This window comes from Nostoc sphaeroides (assembly GCF_003443655.1).
In the GTDB taxonomy this organism is placed as follows: Bacteria; Cyanobacteriota; Cyanobacteriia; order Cyanobacteriales; family Nostocaceae; genus Nostoc; species Nostoc sphaeroides.
Genome location: NZ_CP031941.1, coordinates 4,724,040 through 4,749,704 on the forward strand (window position 1 = coordinate 4,724,040; position 25,665 = coordinate 4,749,704).

The window sequence follows — 25,665 nt, forward strand, 5'->3', positions numbered from 1 at the left end:
GTGTCATTTGTCATTTGTCATTTGTCATTAGTTATTATTTCTCTCCCTGCCCCCTGCGCCCTGCCTCCTTCTAAGGAACTGAAAGCAGAGTCAAAATATTTTGCTGTACCATATCTGGTGACTGGTCGCCGTTGATGGTCAATAAGCGGCGACGACGGTCGTAATATTCAAGTATTGGAATGGTGCGATCGTAGAATAATTCTACACGCCGTTGTACGATTTCTGGTTGGTCATCTGGTAGCGATCGCCCCAAGGATCGGCTAACCATGACAGCTTCCGACACTTGGAGATAAATTGCCCAATCTAGCTTTTGTTCTAAATTATCCAATAAAAAATCTAATTCTTCAGCTTGAAAGGCGGTACGGGGATAGCCTTCCAACACCCAATCTCCGTTAATATCTGGTTGTCTGAGGCGAATTCGGATCAATTCAATGATTATTTCATCTGGAATCAACTCCCCTTTTTGCATATAGGGCCGGGCGTGATAACCTAGTTCACTCAGGCTAGCGTAAACCGAAAGAGAAGTCCGGGGGTCGGCCTCGGGTCATTGGAACTCCGGGAGGAGTTGATCGCCAGATATCGCTTCCCGTAAAATCTCACCTGTAGAAACCAAAGGAATATCAAAGTATCTGCAAAGCCTTTGTGCTTGAGTGCTTTTACCCGATCCTGAACCTCCCAGAATCACTAATTTCACAACAATTAACTCCTCATCCTGTCAAATTCACTACTTGCTAAGTCTGTTTTGCCCAAACAACCGATAAATCTAATATTTAGCGATTTTCAGCCGTTATGCCCAGCTTTTTTAAATAATTGGAACTGTAACTCTTATGTTTTCATTTTTACAACTACTTTCAGAGGAAAAACGAAAATAACCCTTGACTTCAACACAAACGTAGTGTTTGACTAAGAATGCAATTTGCCAAATCCACCACACTTGGGAAAAACAGATAGATTATACAGGCAGACTTGTAATAAGTACCGCCAGCCCAACCCCTTAATTTATTGTAATTTTTTGAACTTTACCCTATGGTTGCCCAGCTAGAAACTCCAAGTATAAATTCAACACTTACCTTACCATATCTAGTTGAAGGGCTAGTGCAAGTTTTCACTAGTTCCCATCGAAACTTTTTTACAACTGTTATGGCTCAAGCACTGAGAATAGCTGGACAAGGAACTCCAGTATTAATAGTGCAGTTTCTCAAAGGAGGCATTCGTCAAGGACAGGATCGACCTATACAACTAGGACAAAATTTAGATTGGATTCGCTGTGATTTACCTCGTTGTATTGATACACCACATTTAGACGATACTGAAAATCAAGCTTTACAAAAACTGTGGCAGTATACACAGCAGGTAGTGTGTGAGAGTAAGTATTCTCTCGTTGTCTTAGATGAGTTAAGTTTAGCGATTAACTTTGGTTTAATTCCTGAAACGGAAGTTTTAGCGTTTCTGGCAAAGCGCCCTCCCCACGTCGATATTATTCTCACAGGGCCAGAGATGCCAAAATCTCTCTTGGATGTGGCAGATCAAATTACAGAAATCCGTCGGAGTTATCGACCTTAAACAAAATACTCAATTCAGGATATCCTAGTATAGGAATCATATTTGATTTCTGAAAATATTTCAGTAGGGTGTGTTATGCCGTAGGCTAACGCACCATCCGAAGATTCTGGTGCGTTACGGAAGCCGTAACACACCCTACATATACTTAGATTTTTTCATAAATCAAATACTAGTCCTATAGTTCGGTTTGAATTAGCTGTGAAGTTGTGATTAAAAACGATATCTGGATTACTGAAATGGCTCAAAAGGGTTTGATTTCGCCCTTTGAGCCAAGTTTAATCCGAAAAGTACAAAAAGATAAGTCTGTAGCGGTTCAACCTGTAATTAGCTACGGTTTGTCTTCTTATGGCTATGATATACGCCTTTCCTCGGCAGAGTTCCGCATTTTTCGCCACATTCCCGGAACTGTAGTTGATCCCAAAAACTTTAATCCCCAGAATCTGGAGCCAACTGCACTGCACACAGATGCTAATGGCAGTTACTTTATTTTACCTGCTCATAGTTATGGGCTTGGGGTTGCTCTAGAAAAACTAGAGGTTCCTGAGAATATCACTGTAATTTGTATTGGAAAATCTACGTATGCACGTTGTGGCATAATAGCAAATCTAACGCCTGCTGAGGCTGCATGGCGAGGTCATCTTACCTTAGAGTTTTCCAATTCTTCCAGCGCTGACTGTCGCATTTACGCGAATGAAGGTGTAGTGCAATTGCTATTTTTAGAAGGTGAACCATGCGCTATCAGTTACGAAGCCCGTCGAGGTAAATATCAGGATCAACTAGAGATTGTAACTCTAGCTAAAGTCTAAGTAATTAAAAATAAAGAAAAAGTTATTTATGGCTATTTTAAGTAACATAGATATAGAAAAAGAAATCAGTAATAACTTATTTCAATATCAGTCATAAAGTGTATGAACGGCTTCTTGAACTTCTTACTCAGAAGATTTTCATCAAGCAGAATGAGCATAAGTAATTTGCTCCTGATTCAGCATTGCTTTTGCAATCACCTCCAAAACTTGTAACACCTGAGTTTGCAAATGTGGAAAATCTTCTAAGAATTCGGTTAAACCTGCTTCACCTTCTAGATAGTCGAAAAAAGTCTGCAATGGAACTCGCGTTCCAACAAACACAGGAGTACCACTCATAATATCTGGATCAGAGGAAATAATTAGGCGATCGCATAGAACTTTTTGAATATCCATCGTCCTAGAAAAGTCTATATGAGATAGTCTAAACCTTCATAGCGCTTCCAGCCAAACCTGTAAATCTGCCAAACTAGTAAAATCTAACAGTGCTTCACCCAAATCTTCCAGCACGGGCAAAGGTAAACCAGAAATTGAGGAGCGTATTTCTTCAGAAAGTTCGCCAAATCGCTTAGTCAATTGCCGGAGAATAAGATTAGCTGTTGCTTCCTCCCGTCCTTCTTCCTTAATTTCTCGATAAACTCGCGTTTCCTTCAGCGTAATTCCTAACATAGACTCTACCTCCGCTTGAGTTAACTGTTCAAACCTATACACCATGATCGTCGTTATTAATTCAATTATGGCGCGATTCGATGGTGATAGCATTTCTTGAGTGGTTCTTGTTAACAAGTACCTTGCTTCTTCTGGTGCTTGTTCTTCATCCACTGTAGTTAGTACCATCAGCGCTACCCATATAGGTAACTGACGAATATCCCCTAATTCATCTAAATACACCCGATGTACTTGTCCGCCGTTCAGTAATGAGCGATGAGGATGAATATCGCTTTGTTCGATACTGCGCGACGGGTAAATTATCACTGTTTGCCAGTCGCTAAATCTGGCACGGTTGCGGTAGAAATATAACGAAGATTCAGCCCATACTCTTTCATAAAGTTGTTCATCTTTCTGGAACTGCACCTCGCAAAAATATACAACTCCAGCACCATCGCTTTCAGGTGGTAGAAATACTCCGTCAATTTCAAATTTAGGTTCTTTGACGGCGACTGAATCAAAACGATAACTATCTGCATTAGTTGGAGGATTTGCCACTAGTTCAAACAGCAAATTGGGAGACTGTTGAAACAGTTTGTAAAATATTGAGTCTCGACGCATGAAAGCATTTTACTAATTTTTTATAACAAGAATTCAGAACTCAGGAGCGGAGCTAGAGACGCTCCGTCTCCGGTCAGAATTCACTATGAATTCCCCAAAATGTGATTATGGTGCTAATCTTGCCTTACCTAGACGCTGCTTTTCATACCATTGTGCGATCGCAGGTGCCCAATCTTCAAAATGAGGCCACATCATTTCACACAACTTTTGAATTTCAAGTTGGGCATCTTTCTTATTTCTCAGGTCACAAAAATGCAAGAAAGACCTTAAATTGAAACTAACTACAAAATGCTGGCGATAATCAAAAGGCACTTTACCTCTTGCATGTTCTTCAGACATTCCACCCTCAAAATCAGCTTTATATCGTTTAGCTGCTTCTAGACACCACTGCAAATCTGCTGCTCGTTGCTCTGGTGAATAATGGTACTTTTTTCCTTGTCTATCAGTGTAATAACCAACGGGACGGACGTAAAAAACATCTTCTATGTCTTTCTTACCTTCTACTACGTCAATAAATTGGTTGCCTGTGTACCTAAATGACTGAACATCAAATGATACTCCTACACGATGAGTACGGGCCTGCTGCATCACACTGTGAGGAAAGTAGCCACAGTTGAAAACAATTTGGGGATGCTCTAGAGGCCCGTAGTGTCCCCTCTCCCCGGCTAAAAGTCGCTTAACAATAACTTCGCCGCTTTGTGACTCCGAGGGCCAAGAGTCGCGCTCATCATACACGAACCCATCGGTATAGTCTTGGTGCATCGCGGCATAAATCACCTGCTGCGGGTTTGGTGTTTTGGCAATAACCTCTACTCGAAATCGATGCATTAGCTTATGGGGAATGGATTGGTAACTGAGATTGCTTACGCAGAAGGAGCGGAGCTTGCTTGTTATAGATAGCTTTTAACTCGATCCACGATCATATCTCTGGTTGGGTCTTCTACTTGACCAGATTAAGATACTTTACAAAAATTAATAACTTTGTTACAGTTATTTATATAAAGAGAAGACAGGGAAAAATCCATGCGTACAAACACTGCTATAATTGATGACCAAGGCAAACTGAACAACTTTGCGATCGAGCCAAAGGTTTATATAGATGAGCAAGGCGATCGCACTGGTTTCACTCCCTATGCAGAAATGCTCAATGGTCGTTTAGCAATGATTGGTTTTGTCTCTCTCATAGCATTAGAAGTATTCACAGGACACGGCATCGTTGGTATTTTGGCAAGTCTGTAAAAACTTATTTCTATAACTTAATTCTCAACAAATAATAAGAGACGGTAAATTTACCGTCTCTTAATTTATGGAAAACTTAGTGCTAGAGTAAAAATATACTGATAGCAAAAGCCGTTAGTTATCAGCGTAAAAATATTGGGTGAACTATGGCTTTAACAGCTTCAACTATGTTGCCAATAGGCACAAAAGCACCAGATTTTAATCTACCGGAAGTAGTATCTGGAAAGGCAACTTCACTTTCCACCTTTGCAGGTAAAAAAGCGCTGTTGGTAATGTTTATTTGTCGGCATTGCCCATTTGTAAAGCACATTCAACAAGAATTAGTGCAGTTAGGAAAAGATTATTTTACAAGTGATTTAGCGATCGTTGCCATTAGTGCTAACGATGCAAAAAATTACCCAGATGATGCGCCAGAGTCGTTACAAGCATTTGCGACAGAACAAGGGTTTAATTTTACCTTATGCTACGACGAAAGTCAGGAAACGGCAAAGGCTTACACAGCAGCTTGCACACCTGATTTTTTTGTATTTGATGACCAACGGCAACTTGTTTATCGCGGACAATTAGACGATAGCCGCCCCAGTAATGGTAAACCTGTAACAGGCGCAGATTTACGCGCAGCCATTGAAGCAGTGCTGGCAGATAAACCCGTTACAAGCGACCAAAAGCCGAGTGTTGGTTGCAATATTAAATGGAAACCTGGAAACCAACCCAGTTATTTTGGTTGAAAGACATAGGGTATTGGGAGTGCTGAGTTAGGAGTTAGGAGTTAGGAGTTAGGAGTTAGGAGTTAGGAGTTAAGAATGATTCCCCTTGTCCCCTCATATCTCCCAGTCCCCAGTCCCCAGTCCCTACTCCCCATAACTATCAATGTTTAATTTCCAAATTCAGTATGTAGCATCCTAGTTGGACTTTTTCTGCCCACAATTCATATTCCAGACGCAAATGTTCTGGTAAGGGATGTCCGTTGAGAATTAGGCTACTAGTAAAATTTCGTAAACGAATCGGATTGTTAGGTTGCAACGACTCAGTTGGCAACCAATAGCGACTAATGCCATAAATGCCCCGTTCCCAAAAGTGACGGTAACTCACTTGAGCGTTACCTTGCATGGTCATGATGACCCGATAAGGGGAAATCTCCAGCCACAAAATTCTGGGACTGTTAGGGGCGTAAGCTTTGCTCTTACTTTGGGGAAGTGTATCCTCTGGACTTACTACAGTCTCTACTTCACAGCTAATTAGGGGCGGTGCGGTCAGCAGCAAATGGAATCTATCAGTATCTTTTTGATACAATGTCGCGGCAGTTTCCACAACAGACCAGATTGGTAGGTCAGTGGAAATAAGTGATAAGCACACGGGCTTGCGGTGATGGGTGAGCATGGGAGCGATAAGGGCTAAAAGCTATTGAACAAAGTGAAATGAACACTCTAGCTGTCTAATAGGTCAGGGTAAGAAACTAAATAGTAAAACAGGCTTAATATTAATGAATCCGTTGATTTGTTAAGCTACACAGATACCAATAGAAACAGGTAGAATGTCAGCTTAGACAGCAAAAACGGTACTTTCTTTCTCTAGAGAGAGCTAATTCGTAAGTAAAGCTTGTAAATATTCTAAGGCTATAGCCTCAAAACAGTGGGAGTCTTTTTAGATGCTCAGAAACCTTCTTCAGGGAGACTAGCCGTAGATTTAAGTAAGTTTCATACAGCAAAAAGCAATAGGATACTAGGCATGAAGTAACCAGCAGCGATTTTGTTTGTTGCTGCTGAACTTCTAGTGTACTCAAAAGCCAGTGTATCCTAATGTCACCTTCTGTTATAACCGTAGAAACTCACGAAGACCTTTGTTACAAGTTAATTATTCAACGCCCCCCTTTTGACTGCATTTACGGGGGTCACATCCGGGTGATTGAGCATCTTCACCATCGTCTAGTCTTGGGCACTTTAACGAATGGCACTAAGTTAAGATACAGCCCTTGCTCCAACTGGTTCCCAGCCTCCAGGCTGGGAAACCATTCCTAGAGGCTCCGCCTCCTCTTTTTTGACAAGAGGCAGCAGCCCATTCAGAATTCGTTCACAGCCTGGAGGCTGGGAACGATTGCTACATAAGTCTTTGGGCTTTTCTTAGTGCCATTCGGCACTTTAACCGAAATTTTGTAACTTCTTTTAATAAAAGAACCCCGCAGCCCTGCTAGTTGTTTTCAAGCTCGACAAAAGGATTTTTCAAATATCCTCTAAACTTTATCGAATTCCTGTAATTTTGAGTATTTGTACTGGAGTAGGTATATTTTGCAAAAATTAACGCTATAAAGCGATGACGCGACAAGCGAACAAAACAATCAAGTAAATATTTTATCCCGGTTATGGGGTGCATCAAAATCAATCAGTGGCCCTTTTGGGACGATGCGAGTTGGGTTAACTTGGGGATGGCTTCTGTAATAATGCCGTTTGATGTGGTCAAGATTGCAAGTCTCTTTGACTCCCGGCTGTTGGTAAAGTTCTTTGAGATAATTCCACAGATTCGGATAATCTACAATCCTGCGTAAGTTGCATTTGAAATGCACATAATAAACTACATCGAAACGAAACAGAGTAGTGAACATACACCAGTCCGCCTCAGTAATTTGATTTCCGCAAAGATAGCGTTGATTTCCTAATACTTTTTCCCAGTAGTCGAGAGCGGTGAATAATTCCGTTACCGCTTCATCATAAGCCGACTGAGTAGTAGCAAATCCTGCCCGGTAGACACCGTTATTTATTGGTTGATAAATTTTATCAATCGTCTCGTCAATTACTTTTTGTAAATGTTCTGGATAAAAGTTGATATTTTGTTTAGCGAAAGCATTGAATTCTGTATCAAACATCCGAATGATTTCGCGGGATTCATTATTGACAATTGTCCCATTTTGGATATCCCATAAAACTGGAACTGTCACCCGACCGCTATAGTTAGGATCAGCTTTTAGATAAAGTTGCCAAAGATACTGAGTACCGTTGACTGTATCGGGAATGCACCCCGGTTCATCACCAAATTCCCAGCTATTTTGATCAATTTCTGCGGCAACGACTGATAACCCAATGACATCTTGGAGTCCTTTCAATTGGCGGATAATGGCAGTGCGACACGCCCAAGGGCAAGCCCAAGAAATATACAGATGATAACGCCCTGCTTCAGCTTTGAACCCACTAGAACCATCGGCTGTAATGTGGTTACGGAAAGTAGTTGATGGACGGATAAATTTACCTTTTGAGTCTTCTTGATCCCTTCGAGATATCCACTGACCATCCTTAAGAATTCCCAAACCCATAATTATCTCCTTAGTTATTAGCGCTCTTTTATTACTCTGAAAAAATAAAATATTCGTAGGTTGGGTTGAACATTCGTGAAACCCCAACAATCTCTGATTTTGTTGGGGTTGGGTTTCGTTCCTCAACCCAACAAAAGCCTAAATTCATAAAAGTCCTTAAAAATAAGGGTAGATGATTTTTATCCCACGAGAGTCATAAAAGAGCGTTAGTCAACAGTCAAAAATCTAAAAATTTTGACTGTTGACTTTTGACTATTCAGCGTTGAGGATTTTTGGTACTTTGAAAAATTCGCCTTCCTGTTCAGGCGCACTGTTAAGGATGCTTTCTCGGTCAGGATAGGGTTGCAATTTATCCTCTCGTGTGATGTTGCTGACATCAATTGCCCGCGTTGTTGGGGGCACATTACTAACATCAAGTTCATCCAACTGTTGAATATAATCCAGAATACTTCCTAACTGGGTAGTGAATTGTTCCTCTTCTTCTGGAGTCAATTCTAAACGAGCAAGATTAGCTACTTTATGAACTTGTTGTTGGTCAATCATAAATTGTCATTTGTCATTGGTCATTGGTCATTGGTCATTAGTCCTTAGCAAATGACAAAGAACTAATGACTAATGACTAAAAGAATACGTCAATTTGCGATCGCCCGGTGGTTTTTAGCCAGTTTTGAGCTTCGATGTAGTTATTGGGAGCCATGCGAATAGCTCGAATCCAATAGTCTGCGGCTTGGTCAAACAGTGCTTCGCCAGCCTCGTTATCTCCAGCTTCTTTCTCTTTTTCGCCTTGGTAGTGATAAATCACGGCGATGTTGTTCAAGGCTTGGGGCATCCGTGGGTTTAACTCAATTGCCTGGTGATACAGTTCTAAAGCTTTGTTGTGGTCGCCGTTGCTCGCATAGATTAGCCCCATATTGTAGAAAATATAGCCGCGATCGTTGGTATCATCCTCTAGTGTTAGAGCTTCTTCATAATATTCTAATGCTTCAGCATATTCCCCTTCTGCTTGGGCTGACATGCCATCTCGATAATAAACAAACGCTTCTTTAGCTTTTTTGTTGGTTGGCAGGATCTTCAGGATGATATCCGCCATCACTGTAAAGGATTTGTCAACAAAATTATCGTTCTTTTGTGTTCTTGGCATATTTGTCTGTGGATATTGGGCATGGGGCATTGGGCATGGGGCATTGGTTATTCTCCTTGTCCCGTTGTCCACTCAATAGCTAATTTAACTGATTTGTGGGGGCATTCTTCTCACTGAGTGGGATGATGCACTCTGGACTATTATGCCGAGAGTTGTTTACCAAGGTGCTAACTGGATACGCAGTCATTGCTGGGGCTGGATAGGGACGCAACAGCTGCTGTAGGGTTTGGGGCGTTTGCACTTGGGAATCTAGCCATAAATCGTAATCTTCTGGCTCTAGAATCACTGGCATCCGCTCGTGGATAGGTTGGAGTAATTCGTTAGCTGCCGTTGTCAAAATTGTACAAGAGATTATTTCTTCGTTAGCAGGCGAACGCCATTTCTCCCATAAACCTGCAAAGGCGAAGGGTTGCCCATCTTGAAGGCGAAAATAAAATGGCTGCTTTTTGCCTTGTTGCCGTTGCCACTCATAAAAGCCATCAGCTATCACTAAACAACGTCGATGCTTAAAAGCCGAACGAAAAGAAGGCTTTTCGGCAACAGTTTCAGCCCTAGCGTTAATCAGCTTTGCCCCTATCCCTGCATCTTTCGCCCATGAGGGAATTAATCCCCAATACAACTGCTTAAATTCACGCTTTTCGCTTTCGGGATTTTCTAACACTGTTGCCACCATTTGCGTCGGTGCAATGTTATATCCGGCTGCTAAATCCAGAACTGGCTCGACGACATGGAAAACTTGAGCTAAAGCTTCTGCTGACTGATTTAGAGTAAATCTTCCACACATACTTTTATTCTCGACCACTAACTAAATTAAACATCTCAATCTAGAAATGAATAATGTTTTTTATTTTTCCAGATAATTTTATTTATTATTTCTCTTTATTATTTCTAAGCGAAATCTTCAAAAAAATCATCCGGTTTTGGGAAAATATTTTGGTAAGATATTGTATTTTGAACCTCTAATTCTCAACATATTCTTAACTGCATTTTAGCATGGAACTACTGTGTCTGTACGATTTTTTACCTTCTGGTAATGGTTATAAGATACGTCTTTTATTAACACAACTAGGTATGCCTTTTGAGAGGGTAGAGCTTAACATTTTGAAAGGCGAGACTCGAACACCAGAATTTTTAAGTAAAAATCCAAATGGAAAGATACCTCTTATTGAAATCGAGTCAGGGAAATACTTGGCAGAATCAAATGCCATATTGGTATATTTAAGTGAAGGTACAGAATTTTTACCCTATGACCGCTTTTTACGAGCGCAGGTGCTGCAATGGTTATGTTTTGAACAGTATAGCCATGAACCTTTTATTGCTACATCAAGATTTTGGATTTCTATTTTAGGTAAAGCTGAAGAATATAGTGAAGCTATAAAGCAAAAACGTGAACCAGGTTATGCAGCACTTAGCCTGATGGAAAAACACTTAACTTCTCACAGCTTTTTTGTAGGAGAGCGTTACACAATTGCTGATATCGCCTTGTTCGCGTACACTCATGTAGCTGATGAAGGTGGGTTCGATTTAACACAATTTCCTGCTATCCAAAATTGGATAGAAAGAGTCAAAGCTCAACCAAGGTATATCAGTATTACACAAGCATAAAAAGTCTATTTTGCTTCTTTTGTGTCTCTCGTTTCTTGGCTTTGCTAGAGGATATATTGGGTGGGACATTGCCTCACATTCAGCAGGAGGCATTTTCCAATAAGGTTATTACCAAGCCCTTCGGGCAGGGAACAGGGAAGAGGGAACAGGGAACAGCTTTGAAAACCTGCCCGAATTTTGGGTCTAAAGCCCCTAAATTTATTTATGAAAAAAAATAAAAACATTTTTTAAGGGGACGCGCAGCGCAAGAAAAAATACGTCCTTGTACAAATCCCCTAATTTTAATTATGGGGATTTCCCTGTTCCCTCTTGCCTGTTCCCTGTTCCCTTTTAATAAGCAGCTACTAGTAGTCTGTATCAATTTCTATCAGCTTTTGCCGAGCGGACAAACCTGATTTTATTCTGATATCAGATTTGGCTACATCAAATTTCTTTGCTAATAGTTTAATTAACTCTTCATTAGCCTTACCATCGACTGGGGGCGATTTTAAATACACAGTTAAACTGCCATCAGGTTGTTCTTCAATTTTTTGCTGTTTTGAATTAGGTTTAACTTTGACTTTTTTTTGCATAACCTATTTTCTGTAATTGTCGTAGCCACAACCAACCTAAGACAGAACCCAATACATAATGAGGAAAATCCCACCAAACAAAGGTAGTACCAAGTAACAATTTACCTATCAAGGTGGCGCGAATCTCTTCTAATAGCGGCGGATGCCAAAGTTGCAAGAATTCTAGTATACAGGTGATGACAAAAACCCATATAGGAATTTGGATTATCGCCGCCCGACTTCTAAAAAACCAAAATGCAAACAGACACCAAAATATTTCGTAAAATATAGCTGCTCCGTAGTCATTAAACCATTGCTGGGCAGGGCCTGTGTAGTACTTAAACAAAAAGCCCATCGGTACAACGATGAGCAGAGAAAGAATAATAAATATTGTTTGGTTACGATGTTGGAGCATTTTCTCAAGGCTAAAGACTAACGAAAATTTTAGCCTCTGCACTCCTCTTTCTTAATAATTCGTAATTTTGGATTTTAATTACGAATTATTTCGTTATGGATATCTTCTGCTACCAGCGCCTACTACACCGATTTTGTGGCGATAGGAGAGTTCAGCACCGAACCAGCCGGAAGCGCTAGTCAGTGTACCAACAACAAGGGAGATTAATAGTCCCCAAGGTACTATTCGGGACTCAGCGTCGCCCCAACGCAGGAGAAAGTTGACGAGTGATAAAACCAGGATAGAAACGTTAAGTATCAAATGCACCCAACCGGCGGTGCGCTTGCGAACTCGTTCAATTTTCAAAAAGTCGCTCAGACCGATCGCTGCTGCGAGTAAGCCTCCAGCTAATCCGAGTCCGATTAACCATAGCGAAGCCCTAGCCCAAAAGAAATCGTGAGTTAACCAGTAGCCGATGTCACTTCCCAAAGCGGCGGCTAAAAAGGCGATGGGAAAGATCACACTCAAAGGATGTAGGGGATGTCCTGCGATCGCAACTGTGCTAGGTACGCCGCTATCAAGATACTCACTGTCGTTACTTTCAATAACTGGTGGAATATTTGGGAAAGGTGTTGAACTTGTTTGCGTTGTGTCTGTAGTTTCCATTTTAGTATCCTGAATTTATTAACGTCTTATTTATTTTTAAGGTGAAGGAATTTTTTCAACATAAGCTTCAGCTTGTAGGGTTAGTTTGCCTACTTCTACTTTTAGTTGGTTAACTTGCAGACTCATTCCTTCTAAATCGAAGTTACTCAAATTTAGAATTTCGCTAGTTTGATCTATCAAAGCTTTTGTCAACTCTGGCGATATTTCCTCACTTTTGCCATACTCGACATTCTCCAGAGCAACAGTTTTTCCATTGCCGCTAATCTTGGGGACTGCGGAAAAAGCAACTTGCTGATTTTCACCAGTTTCTACTAATTTCACGCTGGCATTTAAAGCCACTTTCCCATCGCCAGGTAGTCGAAATTCTACATTTTGAGGTTCAATAGTGGTGAGTTGCCCGTTAACGTGGATTTTCTGGCTTTGCAGTTGCGATCGCACATATTCTGAGTTGAAGGCGCGATTAATATCGGCTTCGGTTAACACAACCTGTGCTTTAGCTTCAGTAGGTTTGGTCAGTTCAATTTTGCCAAAAGCCACACTCAGAGGATTAATGGCAACGTTAGTCATTTGCATTTCCAATTCCTCCATGCGGAGGTCTTTCTGCATAACCAAACCTTCGCCTTCAATCTTGACTTCATCTACCTCACCTTGAACTAGTTTCAGAGGGTCAGTTTTGATGTCTATATCTAACTTTTCTACTTCATCTAATTGGCTAGATAATCCTATTTCTGCCGCTTTATTCAGCGCCTGCTCTCCTAATCCAGGACTGTCTGCCATTATTAAATTAACTCCTATAAATAGCATATACTTGAGTTAATCTAAATAAATTATCATCACAATATTATCTATCTGGCGATATAATTAACATTTAAATATTGTCTATCTAAAAGTAGAATTAAATAATTTTATCTAATAAAAGTTTTGGCTTTTCTACTCAGAACTTTTCCGGCGTATACGTAGGAAAACTTATTATCAAATATCGCTCATAAGAAAGATGATATCTTAATAATTTAGTCGTTATACTTATTGTTTTAATTAATGCTGCATCAAAATTTGTTTAAACATAAAGCTTGTAGCGTAGTTTTAAACAAATTTTTGGGTTGGTGCATACTTGTATCGAATTGATATAGAATCTAGTCAATATTATAATAATTTTCTTAAAGGCATAGCAATCTTGATGGATATCTCAATTTTAGTGAGAGATATCTCATTTTTAGGTTGAGATTTACAGCAGTTTTCATGTATTTGAACCACATCTGTCGTAGGGGCAATACCCTGCGGGTTCGGGGGTGACGCTCCTAACGTCGCTAACGCTGCGCTAACGACGGAAACCGCCTTGGCGCAGCCTCTCGTAGAGAAGACTGCAACCCCCTCACCGCAAAGCGTCTACATGAATTGCCCCTACTGCGTGGTCTATTTACCTGAAAATAGCTGTAATTACTTCTGTACCCCTTTCCCGCTCTGCATTCTGTGTGTCTGGAGTGATTTGTTATAAAATTGACATTAACATCAGGGTAATATCTGACTACAAGCTGTTTTATTATTTCAAAACAATGCTATCAGAACGCTTTACCACAGCCCTTACCTACGCCACCCAACTGCACGCCAACCAAGTTCGTAAAGGTTCAGGTGTTCCTTATGTTGCCCATTTATTGGGTGTTGCCAGTATTGCTTTAGAATATGGGGCAAATGAAGATGAAGCGATCGCAGCTCTTTTACACGATGCGATCGAAGATCAAGGTGGCGCTGCAACACGAGAAGAAATTCGCAGTCGTTTTGGTGACAATGTAACAGCAATTGTAGATGGTTGTACTGATGCTGATACAACTCCAAAACCACCTTGGCGAGAGCGCAAGGAAGCATACATTGCTCATATTTCTAACGCATCTTCATCAGTACTGCTCGTGTCATTAGCAGATAAACTTTACAATGCCCAATCTATTCTCAAAGATTATCGGGTTTTGGGCGAATCACTTTGGGAACGTTTTCACGGAGGTAAACAAGGAACTCTTTGGTATTATCGGACGCTTGTGGATGTCTTTAGAAAGACAGGAACCACTATAATCATTGACGAATTAGAACGGGTTGTTTCACAAATTGACGTATTAGCATCTAAATAAAAAATAAAGATATGTTTTTCAAAACGGTAAGAATACAAGAGTCAGAATAAATAAATGAATATCCCAATCATACTGAACTCCTGATCAATTCTGACTTCTGACTCCTATTAGCGGTAGCGAGGCGTTTAGGCTGTGCTGAATTCCTACTCAAAACCGATGCTCCCATTGAATCTAGGAGCTTTTAGTTCAATTACTCAGAAGTAGATAAAAGTTTTCAGGAAACTAGACAAATAACCCTTTTACAGACACCATATAATCATGTGTCTCACGAAAAAAATTTGGCTTTTAGGTTCTTTCTCTAGATAAAAAGTCTTTCTCCCGGTAGACAGGTGTACTTAAATTATTATGACTGCTATGTTACTAACATGACAATAGTAAGACGAAACGACCTAAATACAACCGTAAGTCCTTCAGTAAATTCTCCAGAAACCTTGACAGAAAAAGTTATTGAAGCAGAGCGTATGCGCGATGTTCTGCTTTTATTGCAAAACTTGATTAACAGTGAAGAAGCCACTGTTAAACTAATTCTGGATTGTCTCTATGATGTTGGCTCAGTCAATCTGATCAACCAAAAGCTTCGCGTGAAACCCGTAAACAGGGTAATGAAATTAATTGCACGAATGTCCAAACCAGTTTTTAGAACTTTGGCTTTAAATTGGTTTAAGAAAAACTGTCCTCAACTAATCACTAATTGGCTACATACGCAGGTGACTTTTGAAAGTGCCCAAAAGAAACCCCAACAAGTCGCTGTTGAAGTTGCAGAACTTCAACCATATCCTATACCACAGAGAGAAAATATAAGCCAAGAGATTAGGAATCTGCGCTATCAGGTGAGATGGCTAGTTGGGATTTCAATAATAGCGATCGCTGCTTTAGGAATAACAGCCATCAGGTGAAACTTAAACCCATAAATAGCAACGTTAGCAAACTTAATATATCCAGCAAGCTATTTTCGGCGTAAGATTTACTTGAGTTATCAAAATCCTACCACTATAAAATGTGAATAAATTTTTCTCCATCAGGTGTTTTGGGAAATATTGGTTCAGCTAATTCTAAGCAGCTTAACTCGTTGTATTGCCAGCACATTTAAATAACTGAAACTGGCTCAACATATATGCTAATTCGTACTATGACTTCGCCCAAGCCTACCTTGGAGGATATAGAAATACATCTGCTTTTGGAAGGTGTGTATCAGTACTATGGTTATGACTTTCGTGATTATGCTCTTTCCTCACTCAAGCGCCGTATTCAGGGCTTCATGGAATTAGAGGGGTTAGCAAATGTTTCTGCATTGCAAGAACGCTTACTCCACAACCGTGCCTATTTGGAACGATTTTTGCTTGCTCTGACGGTGAATGTCACATCAATGTTTCGTGATCCCAGCTTTTATCAGACCTTTAGAAATCAAGTTATCCCCTTCTTGCAAACCTATCCGTTTATTCGCATCTGGCACGCTGGATGCTCGACTGGTGAAGAAGTCTACTCACTGGCAATTTTGCTACAAGAAGAAGGGCTTTACCACCGTTGCCGCATATATGCCACTGATACTAATGAGAAGGTATTACAAAGTGCCAAAAGTGGTATTTTTTCGCTGAAACTGATGCAGGAATATACTCAACTTTATCTGAAAGCAGGCGGAAAAAAGTCTTTTTCAGAATATTATACAGCAGCGTATGATAACGCTATATTTCGAGCATCTCTAAGAGAAAATGTTGTTTTCGCCCAGCATAACTTAGCAACTGATAGCTCTTTTAATGAGTTTAATGTCATCCTTTGCCGTAACGTGCTGATATATTTCAATCAGGTACTTCAAAAACGGGTACATGAACTTTTTTATAATAGCCTTTGCAACTTTGGTATTTTGGGTTTAGGAAGGCAAGAATCCATCAGATTCACCCCCTATGAGCAGTACTATGAAGAAATAGTCAAAGGTGAGAAAATATATAAGAAAATTGCGGTGTAATAGGCTAATTTGCCTTCTTGGTAGTCATAAATCGGTAAACAAAACTGGGAAATACCGTCTCAATACTGCGTAGGTTTTGAATCGATCCCCCCAACCCCCCTTAAAAAGGCAGGGCTGTTTCATTCCATTTCAAACAGGATTTGTCAACATAGTTAGCGAGAAAATTGTAAGTAAGCGTGACCATGAGATGAACATTTAAGCACTTAAATATCAGTAAAATAGTTCATTTTCTCGGCACGTTGGTAACAAAATAACCAATTTTTAATTGCTAGAACCCTTGATTTTTAAAGGTCTTTAGGGAATGAAACAGCCCTGCCTTAAAAAGGGGGGCTAAGAATGCCTTATTTTTCGCCCTTTTTAAGGTAATACAGTTCAGTTAAGCATTTCTTCCTTCTCTCTGCACTGTTATACCCCAATACAGTTCAGTTAAGCATTTTTTCTTCTCTCTGTTTCCTCTGCGTCTGGAGTGGTTCGTTAAAAAAATTGATTTTCACAAAGAGTTTTAGCCTTAACCCAAGCGTATTGTGTTATACCCTGACAACAATATCTGCAAAGCTAATCACAGGTTTGGTTGTGATCTCTGCGATTTTGACTTGAGCGCTAGCACCCGTGCCATCAGGATCAAAGAAAAGCGCACCAGTAAATTGATTATAGATAAAGCGAACGCTGGCATTGTTTGCTGCTGTTCCCAAAACAAACTGAGTTTGAAGGAGAGTACCAGCAACAAGTCCACCGCCAAAACCACCAGCTTCAATACCAATTGTATCGTCTGTTGGATTAAAGTCCGTGATGGTGTCGATGCTATTATCAGTTGGCAAATTGAAGCTAAAGAAATCTAGCCCGCTACCACCAGTCAGATTGTCATTATCAGCACCACCAACTAAATAGTCGTTACCAGCACCACCAATTAAATAGTCGTTACCAGCACCGCCCGCTAGTTGATCATTGCCTCCAAAGCCAAGAAGAGTATCGTTACCATTTTCACCGATAAAGATATCGTTACCAATACCACCAATAAAGATATCGTTACCAATACTACCGATAAAGATATCGTTACCACCACGATCAATTGGTTTTACCCAAACTTGCAATTGCTTGATGGTATAGTTACTCGCGTTTTGGGAAAAAGTCCAGTCCGGATTAATATTACCATCTATAGTATTTATTGCTGTATTATTGCCAATGCCAACCTCGTCTAAACCAGGAGTATTCCATGCGTTGTAAGCAAGAAGAGTTTGCCCTGCCCCATAATTATGGATTTGCATTGAGCCATAGCCAGCTGGCCCGGTTGAATCATTAAAATCATAGGAGTTACTTCCTCCGATGTTATTAACACTGGGATTTTGGACATAAGTGTTGGGCCAAAACTCAATGTTGCCGGTGTTGATTTTCTGTCCCGTAAGGATTCCTGCCACATTGGATTCAACATTCAGATTGCTGACAGGTTGCTGCCAAAAAGCATTAGAAGCAACAGTTGGGACACCAATTTGGCCCAGATTTTGAGTAAAGGCATCCATTGATACCCAAACCCAGCGTGAACCACTACCATTGTCAAGTTCTAAGTAGTAGGCAATGCGATCAATTCCCGCAGGGAAGATTTTTGCGGAGTTATTCAAACTGTAAGATGGTGTTCCGGTTGTCCCAAAATCGGCACTATTGGGGATATCTAGCTGATAAATCTGGGTGTAGCTAATAATTTCTGATACATTCGTAATATTTCCCTTCAACACTACATCGCTGAACGTGTTGCCATAAATAATAGCCATTTGAATTTCTCCTTGATCTAAATCGAGTTAAGGCAAAGGTATTTGGATAAATCTTCCATCACCTTCTTTTTCTGGCGACTGACGTATGTATTCTTTATTGTTGATTTCTCAAAAGTAAATAGACCACGCGGTAGGGGCACATTGCTCATTGGTGTCAACTTAAGCAAAAATCTGTCTTATTTCGACGTTTTGCCCTCATCCCCTAACCCCTTCTCCCAAAATTGGGATTCGGGGAACTAGAGAATTTGCTCCCCTCTCCCAAAATTGGGAGAGGGGTTGGGGGTGAGGGTCAAACCTCGAAAGCTTGCCAATCTTAGCTTCTGGCTTAAGTTGACACGTATGAGCAATTTTCCCTACGACAGATGTGGTTCAAATACATGAAAACTGCTGTAAATCAGGTTTTTTGAGTGTTTTCTTTTGCTCAATCAAGACACTTATTTATTTATCACTATTCCCAGGTCAAGTAAACTTCTTTACCCAATCTTCAATATGTAATTTTTTGTAAAATACAATACATTTTAATATCTGTATAAATATGTTTAAGCGAAAATTTATCCTTCGCACAGATGTATTTTGTTCACTTATTGAGGATTCGATATCTTGTGAAATTTTGTTTTGTTCTTGACAAAAATAGAAATTCTTCTTGTACAAAAAATAATTTTGTGATATTGAGTTGTGATGAAATATATATAAATTAATTTTATATGTAAGCTGAAGACATCTATTATCAAGCAATAATCAAGTTTATACAAGCTTTACATAAAGCTGTTATACCAATTCACGAAAATCCTGATACATATAGATTTATCATAGGGGCGTGGAAAAAGCCCATTGGTGTCAACTTAAGCAAAAATCTGTCTTGTTTCGAGGTTTTGCCCTCATCTCCTAACCCCTTCTCCCAATATTGGGATTCGGGGAACTAGAGAATTTGCTCCCCTCTCCCAATTTTGGGAGAGGGGTTGGGGGTGAGGGAATCGATTCAAAACCTACGCAGTATTGAGTTGCGTAGATGTAGCCCGTCGTAGGCATCGCTGTCAAAAGACAGTCTGTCAAACATTTTTAATTGTGTTCAGAAGATAGACTTAGCGTAGACGCAACGCGGCTTGTCGCTAGACATCGCTTAAGGTAAATTACACATTAAACTCTTAAAGGAGATTGTCGATGCAGCTTCTCGAATGTCCTCCTGTTGCAGTCATTGCTGGAGAAAATGCGGTTCACGTTTCTCAACTACCTTCTACATGGCAAGACATTGCTAGAGGAACCACAAGTGTCGGAGTTTCCCATCCTCAGAGCTATGTTGAGATGGCACAGTTGTTCTTATACAAATTACAGCATGGTGATGTTGACTTATTTAGCGATCGCCCCCAACTAGCTCACTTGATACCGTCATTCTCTCAGCTATTTACACAACTGGCATGGGAAACCCTAGAATTTTTTGGGCAAGACTTTCTCAAACACAGCTATCCAAACTTTGCAGAAATTCTCCGTGATGTGGAGTCAAAGGGGACAGAATATGCTGATGAAGTAAAAGTGGCTCACATTGGCATAGATTTATTCAACGAGTTTGGTTATGAACTACCTGCCAGCTTTTATCATGTGCATCTAGCACCAATTTACCGCGATCATGTTTTTGAAGAACGCGCCTTAAGATTTGATCAGCGCGATATCGAACACAAGCGGGCTTGGGATGCCATACTCCATGCAGGTAAGGTGTTTGCGATTCAGATGAAGGTGCAAAGTATTGCTTCTAAATACGGTTTTACTTATCAACACGGCTGCGGTTGCAACTCTCACCTATCTTCCATTGATGTATCTAGTGGCGCGTTTGAATATGAATTGAGTCCCGAAAAGCGCCAGCGATGGATTCGCAGTTTCTTATGGACTGCTTGGTATGAGTATGCCTTATTTGCGATCGTGCCCAACACGAGTTATTTAGTCTAATACAAATTTGAAAAAACAATCCGACAAACAGACCACTTGTAGAGACGCGATTCATCGCGTCTTTCTTTCCCCAAGCATGTGTTGCAATCATCAATTGAATTAAATAAGCAGAGGGAGAAATTACTCCCTCATTCTCATTTACTGCCAAACGTAGATGAGGATAAACAAAATAATCCAGATAACATCGACGAAGTGCCAGAACAACGAAGTCGCGTTCACGCCGAAGTGGCCTGTGTCGTAGTTGCCAGGGATGAAAGAACGTACCAAAATAATCGACTGCAACAGAATGCCGGTGAAAACGTGCAAACCGTGGAAACCTGTTAGCAGGTAAAACGTTCCACCAAATACCCCTGTGGTGAAGCCAAAATCGAGGCCGTTCCATTCAATCGCTTGCCCAACCAAAAAGTAAGTACCCATCGCCATTGTTGTCAAGAGAAACAGGCGAAATTTTACTAAGTCATGGCGTTGCAGGGCACGTTCTGCTAAGTAAATCACAAAACTACTAGCGACAAGAATTATCGTGTTGATTGTCGGTTCTTTTACTTCTAGCCCCGAAACACCAGCTGGTAGCCAGTTAGGGGTTGTTGTTTTGTAGATGGCATATCCAGCGAAAAAACTCAAGAAAATGACGCTTTCTGAGAGGAGGAAGACAATGAAGCCAAACATCTTGTTGCCTTCTTCGTCGTGGGTATGTTCTGCGGCTGTGTGGTGCAATTCGTGGGAATCGATATAACTGTCCATTTTGCTGTTAGTTTGAGAGGAATTTGAAACGCAAAGGAACGCGGAGGGAAGCGCAGAGGGACGCGGAGGGTTTTTGCGTCTTCCCGATAGTTTGTGTTTATTCTGGGAGGTTGGCTGTTAAGGGTTCTGATTTGCCGTAGCCGTAGGGTTCGGAGACGATGATGGGAATTTCTTCAAAGTTTTCTACTGGGGGGGGGGAAGAAACTAACCACTCTAGTCCGATTGCTCTCCAAGGGTTAGCGGGTGCTTTCTCGCCTTGCATCCAAGAAATCACCATGTTGAATATGAAGGGCAAGGTGGACATTCCTAAGAGGAATCCGCCGAGGCTAGCGATGATATTCCAGTATTGATACTCTGGGGCGTAGGAAGCGACTCGGCGTAGCATTCCTTGCAATCCTAATGGGTGCATAGGCAAAAAGTTGAGGTTGGTGCCGATGAAGGCTAACCAGAAGTGGATTTTACCCCAGCTTTCGGAGTACATCCGTCCGGTCATTTTGGGGAACCAGTGATAGATGGCTGCATACAAGCCCATCGTCACAGTGCCGTAGAGGACGTAGTGGAAGTGTCCCACCACAAAGTAGGTATTGTTAACGTGGACATCAACGGGCACGGAGGAAAGCATGATGCCTGTGATTCCTGCGAAGACAAACATGATTAATGCACCCAAGGCAAACAGCATGGGGGTATTTAACCGCAGTTTACCGCCCCAAATAGTTGCCACCCAAGCAAATACTTTAATTCCTGTGGGGACAGATACAAACATCGTCGTCAGCATGAAAATCAACCGCATCCACCCGGGTGTACCACTGACGTACATGTGGTGTACCCAAACAATACCGCTAACTACGGCAATCAAAATCGATGAAACGGCAACTACTTTGTAACCAAATAAGGGTTTACGTGAATAAACTGGAAAGATTTCCGAGAAAATGCCGAAGATAGGCAAAATAATCACGTAAACGGCGGGGTGGGAGTAGAACCAGAAGTAATGCTCAAACATTACTGGATTACCACCCTTGGCGGGGTCGAAAAAGGCGGTGCCTGCTGTGAGGTCGAGTAGCAGCATCACTGCACCAGCTGTCAATGCCGGTAGTCCAAATAGTTGGATAATTTGGGCGCTAAATACTGCCCAGACAAACAAGGGCATTTTGAAGAAGCCCATTCCTGGGGCCCGCATCTTCACGATGGTGGTGACAAAGTTCACTGCCCCCATAATTGAGGATACGCCGGATATTGCCACCGCTAAGAGCCAGAGAACTTGGCCATTAATCAAATTACCTGTGGGATTTTGGAGACTGACTGGCGGGTAAGACCACCAACCGGCTTGGGCTGGCCCACCAGGGACAAAGAAACTACCCATCATGATAATTCCGACTACTGGCACCATCCAAAAGGCGACGGCGTTCAGGCGGGGAAATGCCATATCTCGCGCCCCAATCATCAGGGGTACTAAATAGTTGGCAAAACCAACGAGTGAGGGAAATGTCCACAAAAACAGCATCACAGTGCCGTGCATGGTGAACATACCGTTGTAGACGGTGCGATCGACTAAATCTGATTCGGGTGTCATCAGTTCCCCCCGCATCACCATCGCAAAGATACCGCCGACGAGAAAGAAGAAGAAGGAGGTAACGAGATACTGGATACCAATTACCTTGTGGTCGGTACTAAAGCTGAAGTATTCTTTCCAATTACTTGGAGATTCGTGGTTATGCTTCTCATCAGGGAGAAGAATACCTTCAATAGGAACATTAGTCATGGTTACTTTCCTTTCAACCAGGTGAATTGACTAGAGGAGGTGCAGCAGGTGGAACTGTAACCCAACCAGTTTGGACTGATTGATTGGATGTTTGAGCATACTCAGAAGCCGCTTGATTTTTTGCTACGGATGGCTTTTGGGTTGCAGCTTGTGCTAGCCACTGTTGATAATCTTCAGGAGATTCGACAACTACATTCGCCTGCATCGTTGCAAAGTATGTACCGCTATATTGAGAATCGGTCAATCGGTATTTGCCGGGACGGATGGGAGTAAATTCAAAGTCGATCGCATGGTTGGGAATAATATCCTGCTTGAGGCGAAATGCAGGTATATAAAAGCCGTGGAGAACGTCTTGCGATTTCAGCGCTAAACGTATCCGGCGATCGCTCGGTAAATGCAATTCGGTACTGGTAATATCTCTTTCAGGATAGTGAAACACCCACGCCCACTGTTTAGCTAGTACGTCAATTTTTTCTACAGGTTCCGCTAAAGTGTTAGCTGGGGCATCTTTTGGTTCTGCATAAGCCGATTCCATTCCCAATGGATTATGCAGGTGAACTATTTCAGATGGGCCTTGAATCCCCATTTGTTCGTAAACTTGATAGCTGTAGCCCGCAATCCACAACACTAACAGAACTGGAATTGCTGTCCAGACAACTTCTAAGGTGATATTACCTTCAATTGCAGGGCCGTCGGTGAAGTCATCTTTGATAGCCCGATGGAAAATAACAGAATACATTAAAGTACTTGTTACTCCCAAGAAGATGAAGGAACCAAGGGTTACTAAGAAGCTAATCAAATCATCAATTAGTAGGGATTCGGCTGCTGCTTGGGGGGGAAGCCAGGAGTAAGCCTGCTTCCCGATCCAGAGACTCGTAACAGTCACTGCGATCGCGCCTGTAAGCAGCGTCAAAATATTTAAAATCTTCTGGATTTTCATGGTCATTGGTCACTTGTACTGAGCGAAGCCGAAGTATTAGTCATTGGTCATTGGTCATTGGTCATTGGTCGATGGTTAGTAACTTTAAACAAAGGACAAAGGACAATTGACAAATGACTATTTGAGTATTGTGTTGAGGTCTTGGTGCGATCGCAGCAAATTATCTGCTGTATTGTGTACGCCAAATTCGGCTGCCATTTGCGCCCCTAGTGTCCCGTGGACGTACAGAATGAACATGATTGCTATGCCTGCCAACAGATAGATCCATTGCACTTCTCTATCTGTCTGTTTATATTCTTGTTTGGCCCAAACGAAGCGCTGCCATCCTCTCCAGATGGTCAAGACAACAATCAGCGCTAATAAGAACACACCACCCACACCATGCCAAAGCATTGTTTCCATTGCCTGCAATCCCCAGGCACTTTTCATATCAGCTGGTGGTGTGGCCAACAGCATTTCGTAAAAGCCTGCTGCCACTGTGAAAAATGTGATGATGCTGGCAGCTAGCATGTTGTACCAGCCAACATCAAATAAGTTGTTACGTTCCACAGTAATTGCTAAATATTTGAAGACCCATTTTTCAAAGGGGAACAGAACACCGACAATATCAAAGGTCATCCCAATGATGAACAAACCTATTGTCAGATGGACTAAGTTGGGATGAATGGGAATTGTGTAAGGTAATCCGTTTGCGCCTAAAGAGCCGCTTAATTGATCAATTAATTCTGAGTTCATCGCAACAGACCATCCTTTACTGCTTCCACAACTGGCACTGTATGCAATCCATACACCCAAACAAGTTCATCTCCGAGATATACTTGCAAGCCAACTATCAAAGTTAAAACTAGTCCGGCTCCCAAATAATAAATTGATATTTTTTGCGGGTTGCGGGCACGAATTACATAGCGCCAAGCTGTAATTGCTGTGATGATTCCCGAAAGTGACCAACCAATCAGCGTATGCAAATTCAGCACCGATTTTGCGAGGCTGTAAGGCTGTGCTAAACCCGCTTCAAACTGACCAAAAATAATCGCAACGAAGATGGCGATCGTGGCAACTAACATGTTCCACCAACTCACCTCAAAAAGACTGGATTTACCAGTAAAATAGCCAACTACATCGCAGAAAAAGGAAAACAACACCATCGCAATTACGAAGTGGACAACGATGGGATGAATCGTATCTGGATAAGGTAAATTATGGTCGTTCAAAGATGTCAAATACTCAAACATTGGATTCTCCTGGACATATCTACCGCACTGTGGTCAATCAATTTTGGATTTTAGATTTATTCCGTCCCTGACGAGATATAAACCAGAAGACCTTAATCCAAAATGGCTAATTAAACTTCAATGATTGATGGATACTCACTAACACCACTACAAGTATCTATCTATAATTGACCGGAATCTGTTCAATATGTGCGCGGCGCAATACGCTTAATCATGTCTTAGCTTTTGGTAGACAAATTTAATAAACTTGCCTTTAGGGAATGATTTTTGTTGCGATTAATTTCCTCATGCCGATAGTCTGCAACAGCAATTTTTGATGTAGCTAAATCAAATCGCTGTCGTTTGTTGATTTCCTTAACCTATCTTTAGCTTAAGTAAATTTTTATAAATTGTCAAAACAATAATAATTAAAATTTTAAAAGTTAGTGATTTAGCAAAAAGATATTTATATAATGTATCGATTCTGGCATTAACTAAAATTCAAAAAAACCATAAATATCATATTTTTTATGTAAAGTATTTCACAATGATAAAATTTTTAATTGTAATGTAAATGACAAAAATATATAATTTTGGTTAGTAAGTATAAAAGCGAGTCAAGGTAAGTTAGGGAACTCCAAAAAATAAACTATCCAATTTTTGGAATCAAAACGATTTTTCCTTTGCCG

The 25,665-nt window shown here is 41.1% G+C and carries 27 protein-coding genes and 1 pseudogene; 9 read left to right on the top strand and 19 right to left on the bottom strand.

Features of this window, described 5'->3' with window-relative positions; all coding sequences use genetic code 11:
- Positions 1-70: 70 nt before the first annotated feature.
- A pseudogene (locus tag D1367_RS21005) lies at positions 71-694 on the bottom strand (adenylate kinase family protein).
- Positions 695-1,026: 332 nt separating this feature from the next.
- On the opposite strand from D1367_RS21005, the gene D1367_RS21010 reads away from it, so the two are divergent.
- Both D1367_RS21010 and dcd read left to right on the top strand, forming a co-directional pair.
- Positions 1,027-1,563 (top strand): P-loop NTPase family protein, encoded by a 537-nt coding sequence (locus tag D1367_RS21010; RefSeq protein WP_118168087.1) that lies wholly within the window; start codon positions 1,027-1,029, stop codon positions 1,561-1,563.
- A gap of 236 nt (positions 1,564-1,799) precedes the next feature.
- Complete coding sequence (gene dcd, locus D1367_RS21015; protein ID WP_220451049.1) at positions 1,800-2,369, top strand: dCTP deaminase; 570 nt, start codon at positions 1,800-1,802, stop codon at positions 2,367-2,369.
- Positions 2,370-2,510: 141 nt separating this feature from the next.
- On the opposite strand, the gene D1367_RS21020 is transcribed toward dcd, so the two are convergent.
- The 3 genes from D1367_RS21020 to thyX form a co-directional block, all read right to left on the bottom strand.
- On the bottom strand, positions 2,511-2,762 hold the full coding sequence (locus D1367_RS21020; RefSeq protein ID WP_118168089.1) for a DUF433 domain-containing protein: 252 nt from the start codon (positions 2,760-2,762) through the stop codon (positions 2,511-2,513).
- Positions 2,763-2,798: 36 nt separating this feature from the next.
- The gene (locus D1367_RS21025) at positions 2,799-3,635 is read right to left on the bottom strand and encodes an Rpn family recombination-promoting nuclease/putative transposase (protein ID WP_118168090.1); all 837 of its coding nucleotides are present in this window, start codon (positions 3,633-3,635) and stop codon (positions 2,799-2,801) included.
- A 105-nt stretch (positions 3,636-3,740) separates the two neighbouring features.
- Positions 3,741-4,463, bottom strand: coding sequence for an FAD-dependent thymidylate synthase (gene thyX / locus D1367_RS21030; protein WP_118168091.1), 723 nt, complete (start codon positions 4,461-4,463; stop codon positions 3,741-3,743).
- 195 nt (positions 4,464-4,658) lie between these two features.
- Here thyX and D1367_RS21035 point away from each other — a divergent pair, with 195 nt between their 5' ends.
- Positions 4,659-4,874 carry a chlorophyll a/b-binding protein gene (locus D1367_RS21035; protein WP_118168092.1) on the top strand — a complete coding sequence of 72 codons (216 nt, stop codon included), beginning with the start codon at positions 4,659-4,661 and terminating at the stop codon, positions 4,872-4,874.
- 146 nt (positions 4,875-5,020) lie between these two features.
- Positions 5,021-5,602, top strand: a complete 582-nt coding sequence (locus D1367_RS21040; protein ID WP_118168093.1) for a thioredoxin family protein — start codon at positions 5,021-5,023, stop codon at positions 5,600-5,602.
- Positions 5,603-5,741: 139 nt separating this feature from the next.
- Here D1367_RS21040 and D1367_RS21045 read toward each other — a convergent pair whose 3' ends face one another.
- From D1367_RS21045 to D1367_RS21065, 5 genes are all read right to left on the bottom strand, one after another.
- The gene (locus D1367_RS21045) at positions 5,742-6,254 is read right to left on the bottom strand and encodes a hypothetical protein (RefSeq protein WP_118168094.1); all 513 of its coding nucleotides are present in this window, start codon (positions 6,252-6,254) and stop codon (positions 5,742-5,744) included.
- A 955-nt stretch (positions 6,255-7,209) separates the two neighbouring features.
- Complete coding sequence (locus D1367_RS21050; RefSeq protein WP_118168095.1) at positions 7,210-8,178, bottom strand: glutathione S-transferase family protein; 969 nt, start codon at positions 8,176-8,178, stop codon at positions 7,210-7,212.
- A gap of 252 nt (positions 8,179-8,430) precedes the next feature.
- A complete protein-coding gene (gatC, locus tag D1367_RS21055; protein ID WP_118168096.1) occupies positions 8,431-8,721 on the bottom strand; it encodes an Asp-tRNA(Asn)/Glu-tRNA(Gln) amidotransferase subunit GatC in 291 nt (96 codons plus the stop codon).
- A 76-nt stretch (positions 8,722-8,797) separates the two neighbouring features.
- A complete protein-coding gene (locus D1367_RS21060; protein WP_118171604.1) occupies positions 8,798-9,319 on the bottom strand; it encodes a photosystem I assembly protein Ycf3 in 522 nt (173 codons plus the stop codon).
- Between the two features lie 79 nt (positions 9,320-9,398).
- Complete coding sequence (locus tag D1367_RS21065; protein ID WP_118168097.1) at positions 9,399-10,103, bottom strand: SOS response-associated peptidase; 705 nt, start codon at positions 10,101-10,103, stop codon at positions 9,399-9,401.
- A gap of 209 nt (positions 10,104-10,312) precedes the next feature.
- Between D1367_RS21065 and D1367_RS21070 the strand changes: the two genes are divergently transcribed.
- A complete protein-coding gene (locus tag D1367_RS21070) occupies positions 10,313-10,924 on the top strand; it encodes a glutathione S-transferase family protein (protein WP_118168098.1) in 612 nt (203 codons plus the stop codon).
- A gap of 344 nt (positions 10,925-11,268) precedes the next feature.
- Here the strand turns inward: D1367_RS21070 and D1367_RS21075 are convergent, their stop codons facing one another.
- From D1367_RS21075 to D1367_RS21090, 4 genes are all read right to left on the bottom strand, one after another.
- A complete protein-coding gene (locus D1367_RS21075) occupies positions 11,269-11,496 on the bottom strand; it encodes a DUF167 domain-containing protein (protein ID WP_118168099.1) in 228 nt (75 codons plus the stop codon).
- Positions 11,474-11,890: a ribosomal maturation YjgA family protein gene (locus D1367_RS21080; RefSeq protein ID WP_118168100.1), complete on the bottom strand. Its 417-nt coding sequence runs from the start codon at positions 11,888-11,890 to the stop codon at positions 11,474-11,476. Before D1367_RS21080 ends, D1367_RS21075 begins: the two co-directional genes overlap by 23 nt.
- Before the next feature lie 93 nt (positions 11,891-11,983).
- Complete coding sequence (locus D1367_RS21085) at positions 11,984-12,535, bottom strand: DUF2231 domain-containing protein (protein WP_118168101.1); 552 nt, start codon at positions 12,533-12,535, stop codon at positions 11,984-11,986.
- Positions 12,536-12,571: 36 nt separating this feature from the next.
- A complete protein-coding gene (locus D1367_RS21090) occupies positions 12,572-13,312 on the bottom strand; it encodes an LmeA family phospholipid-binding protein (RefSeq protein WP_118168102.1) in 741 nt (246 codons plus the stop codon).
- Between the two features lie 776 nt (positions 13,313-14,088).
- Here D1367_RS21090 and D1367_RS21095 point away from each other — a divergent pair.
- The 3 genes from D1367_RS21095 to D1367_RS21105 all read left to right on the top strand — a co-directional run bounded on the left by D1367_RS21095 (position 14,089) and on the right by D1367_RS21105 (position 16,618).
- Entirely contained in the window at positions 14,089-14,655 is a 567-nt protein-coding gene (locus D1367_RS21095; RefSeq protein WP_118168103.1) for an HD domain-containing protein, read from the top strand.
- Positions 14,656-15,020: 365 nt separating this feature from the next.
- Positions 15,021-15,551, top strand: coding sequence for a hypothetical protein (locus D1367_RS21100; RefSeq protein WP_118168104.1), 531 nt, complete (start codon positions 15,021-15,023; stop codon positions 15,549-15,551).
- 233 nt (positions 15,552-15,784) lie between these two features.
- Positions 15,785-16,618, top strand: coding sequence for a CheR family methyltransferase (locus tag D1367_RS21105; RefSeq protein ID WP_118168105.1), 834 nt, complete (start codon positions 15,785-15,787; stop codon positions 16,616-16,618).
- Positions 16,619-17,145: 527 nt separating this feature from the next.
- Here D1367_RS21105 and D1367_RS32885 read toward each other — a convergent pair.
- Entirely contained in the window at positions 17,146-18,384 is a 1,239-nt protein-coding gene (locus tag D1367_RS32885; protein ID WP_181984909.1) for a calcium-binding protein, read from the bottom strand.
- 1,161 nt (positions 18,385-19,545) lie between these two features.
- Between D1367_RS32885 and D1367_RS21115 the strand changes: the two genes are divergently transcribed.
- On the top strand, positions 19,546-20,325 hold the full coding sequence (locus D1367_RS21115) for a hypothetical protein (protein WP_118168106.1): 780 nt from the start codon (positions 19,546-19,548) through the stop codon (positions 20,323-20,325).
- A 138-nt stretch (positions 20,326-20,463) separates the two neighbouring features.
- Here D1367_RS21115 and D1367_RS21120 read toward each other — a convergent pair whose 3' ends face one another.
- From D1367_RS21120 to D1367_RS21140, 5 genes are all read right to left on the bottom strand, one after another.
- On the bottom strand, positions 20,464-21,066 hold the full coding sequence (locus D1367_RS21120; RefSeq protein WP_118168107.1) for a cytochrome c oxidase subunit 3: 603 nt from the start codon (positions 21,064-21,066) through the stop codon (positions 20,464-20,466).
- 97 nt (positions 21,067-21,163) lie between these two features.
- The gene (gene ctaD, locus D1367_RS21125) at positions 21,164-22,825 is read right to left on the bottom strand and encodes a cytochrome c oxidase subunit I (RefSeq protein WP_118168108.1); all 1,662 of its coding nucleotides are present in this window, start codon (positions 22,823-22,825) and stop codon (positions 21,164-21,166) included.
- Positions 22,826-22,838: 13 nt separating this feature from the next.
- Positions 22,839-23,765 (bottom strand): cytochrome c oxidase subunit II, encoded by a 927-nt coding sequence (locus D1367_RS21130; protein ID WP_118168109.1) that lies wholly within the window; start codon positions 23,763-23,765, stop codon positions 22,839-22,841.
- Between the two features lie 117 nt (positions 23,766-23,882).
- Positions 23,883-24,500 (bottom strand): DUF2231 domain-containing protein, encoded by a 618-nt coding sequence (locus tag D1367_RS21135; RefSeq protein ID WP_118168110.1) that lies wholly within the window; start codon positions 24,498-24,500, stop codon positions 23,883-23,885.
- Positions 24,497-24,997, bottom strand: coding sequence for a DUF2231 domain-containing protein (locus tag D1367_RS21140; RefSeq protein ID WP_118168111.1), 501 nt, complete (start codon positions 24,995-24,997; stop codon positions 24,497-24,499). Before D1367_RS21140 ends, D1367_RS21135 begins: the two co-directional genes overlap by 4 nt.
- Positions 24,998-25,665: the final 668 nt, after the last annotated feature.

Bases quoted from the DNA above. Each gene is read 5' to 3' on its own strand.
- D1367_RS21085 (WP_118168101.1), bottom strand. From the start codon at position 12,535: ATGGAAACTACAGACACAACGCAAACAAGTTCAACACCTTTCCCAAAT.
- D1367_RS21050 (WP_118168095.1), bottom strand. From the start codon at position 8,178: ATGGGTTTGGGAATTCTTAAGGATGGTCAGTGGATATCTCGAAGGGAT.
- D1367_RS21095 (WP_118168103.1), top strand. From the start codon at position 14,089: ATGCTATCAGAACGCTTTACCACAGCCCTTACCTACGCCACCCAACTG.
- D1367_RS21130 (WP_118168109.1), bottom strand. From the start codon at position 23,765: ATGAAAATCCAGAAGATTTTAAATATTTTGACGCTGCTTACAGGCGCG.
- D1367_RS21020 (WP_118168089.1), bottom strand. From the start codon at position 2,762: ATGGATATTCAAAAAGTTCTATGCGATCGCCTAATTATTTCCTCTGAT.
- dcd (WP_220451049.1), top strand. From the start codon at position 1,800: ATGGCTCAAAAGGGTTTGATTTCGCCCTTTGAGCCAAGTTTAATCCGA.
- D1367_RS32885 (WP_181984909.1), bottom strand. From the start codon at position 18,384: ATGGCTATTATTTATGGCAACACGTTCAGCGATGTAGTGTTGAAGGGA.
- D1367_RS21080 (WP_118168100.1), bottom strand. From the start codon at position 11,890: ATGCTCCAACATCGTAACCAAACAATATTTATTATTCTTTCTCTGCTC.
- D1367_RS21100 (WP_118168104.1), top strand. From the start codon at position 15,021: ATGACAATAGTAAGACGAAACGACCTAAATACAACCGTAAGTCCTTCA.
- D1367_RS21090 (WP_118168102.1), bottom strand. From the start codon at position 13,312: ATGGCAGACAGTCCTGGATTAGGAGAGCAGGCGCTGAATAAAGCGGCA.
- D1367_RS21035 (WP_118168092.1), top strand. From the start codon at position 4,659: ATGCGTACAAACACTGCTATAATTGATGACCAAGGCAAACTGAACAAC.
- D1367_RS21140 (WP_118168111.1), bottom strand. From the start codon at position 24,997: ATGTTTGAGTATTTGACATCTTTGAACGACCATAATTTACCTTATCCA.
- D1367_RS21010 (WP_118168087.1), top strand. From the start codon at position 1,027: ATGGTTGCCCAGCTAGAAACTCCAAGTATAAATTCAACACTTACCTTA.
- thyX (WP_118168091.1), bottom strand. From the start codon at position 4,463: ATGCATCGATTTCGAGTAGAGGTTATTGCCAAAACACCAAACCCGCAG.
- gatC (WP_118168096.1), bottom strand. From the start codon at position 8,721: ATGATTGACCAACAACAAGTTCATAAAGTAGCTAATCTTGCTCGTTTA.
- D1367_RS21065 (WP_118168097.1), bottom strand. From the start codon at position 10,103: ATGTGTGGAAGATTTACTCTAAATCAGTCAGCAGAAGCTTTAGCTCAA.
- D1367_RS21070 (WP_118168098.1), top strand. From the start codon at position 10,313: ATGGAACTACTGTGTCTGTACGATTTTTTACCTTCTGGTAATGGTTAT.
- D1367_RS21060 (WP_118171604.1), bottom strand. From the start codon at position 9,319: ATGCCAAGAACACAAAAGAACGATAATTTTGTTGACAAATCCTTTACA.
- D1367_RS21115 (WP_118168106.1), top strand. From the start codon at position 19,546: ATGCAGCTTCTCGAATGTCCTCCTGTTGCAGTCATTGCTGGAGAAAAT.
- D1367_RS21075 (WP_118168099.1), bottom strand. From the start codon at position 11,496: ATGCAAAAAAAAGTCAAAGTTAAACCTAATTCAAAACAGCAAAAAATT.
- D1367_RS21040 (WP_118168093.1), top strand. From the start codon at position 5,021: ATGGCTTTAACAGCTTCAACTATGTTGCCAATAGGCACAAAAGCACCA.
- ctaD (WP_118168108.1), bottom strand. From the start codon at position 22,825: ATGACTAATGTTCCTATTGAAGGTATTCTTCTCCCTGATGAGAAGCAT.
- D1367_RS21025 (WP_118168090.1), bottom strand. From the start codon at position 3,635: ATGCGTCGAGACTCAATATTTTACAAACTGTTTCAACAGTCTCCCAAT.
- D1367_RS21135 (WP_118168110.1), bottom strand. From the start codon at position 24,500: ATGAACTCAGAATTAATTGATCAATTAAGCGGCTCTTTAGGCGCAAAC.
- D1367_RS21105 (WP_118168105.1), top strand. From the start codon at position 15,785: ATGACTTCGCCCAAGCCTACCTTGGAGGATATAGAAATACATCTGCTT.
- D1367_RS21120 (WP_118168107.1), bottom strand. From the start codon at position 21,066: ATGGACAGTTATATCGATTCCCACGAATTGCACCACACAGCCGCAGAA.
- D1367_RS21045 (WP_118168094.1), bottom strand. From the start codon at position 6,254: ATGCTCACCCATCACCGCAAGCCCGTGTGCTTATCACTTATTTCCACT.